General features: G+C 64.7%; 1 protein-coding gene and 1 pseudogene. Both read right to left on the reverse strand.

Annotated elements, in window-relative coordinates:
* Positions 1-103 (reverse strand): annotated as a pseudogene (locus ACWTU8_RS32100) (disulfide bond formation protein B); the annotation flags it as partial.
* Positions 104-131: 28 nt separating this feature from the next.
* Positions 132-553: YqaA family protein (locus ACWTU8_RS32105; protein ID WP_455851287.1), on the reverse strand; the 422-nt coding region annotated here is incomplete at its 5' end.

The raw sequence follows: 553 nt of genomic DNA on the forward strand, positions 1-553 counted from the left end.
GGAAGCCGAGCGCCGAGCCTACGGTCGCGGCCATGGCGACGGCGAGAAACAAAGCGGCCCGCGTCCGCTGGCGTCCGGTGTCGGCATTCATGGTCGCTGTCATGGTCTTTCGTCCGTTGTGTCCGGCTCGCTCAGAGTGCGTATTTGACGACGATATAGAGCAAAATCAGGGCGGCGGCCGCGGCGCCGGCGATAAGCCCGAGGCGCTTTTCGATGAATTCGCGGATCGATTCGCCATAGCGGCGCAGCAGCCACGCCAAGAGCAGGAAGCGCGCGCCGCGGGCGACGATGGCCGAGATGATGAAGATCAGCAAATTGACGTGCAGGGCGCCGGCAAGGATGGTGACGACCTTGATCGGCGGCAGGTGCGCGAGACCGGAAGTAACGAGCAGCACCAGCATCAGGCCGATGCCAGAATTCTGCCAGCGCTCGAAGGTCGACAGGCCGCCGAAATGCTCGAGGATCGGACGGGCGATGGTGTCGTAGGCGAAATAGCCGATCATCCAGCCGGCGATGCCGCCCAGCACCGAGGCGGCCGTCGCGGTCAGCGCAT

The organism is Mesorhizobium sp. BHbdii (assembly GCF_053848045.1).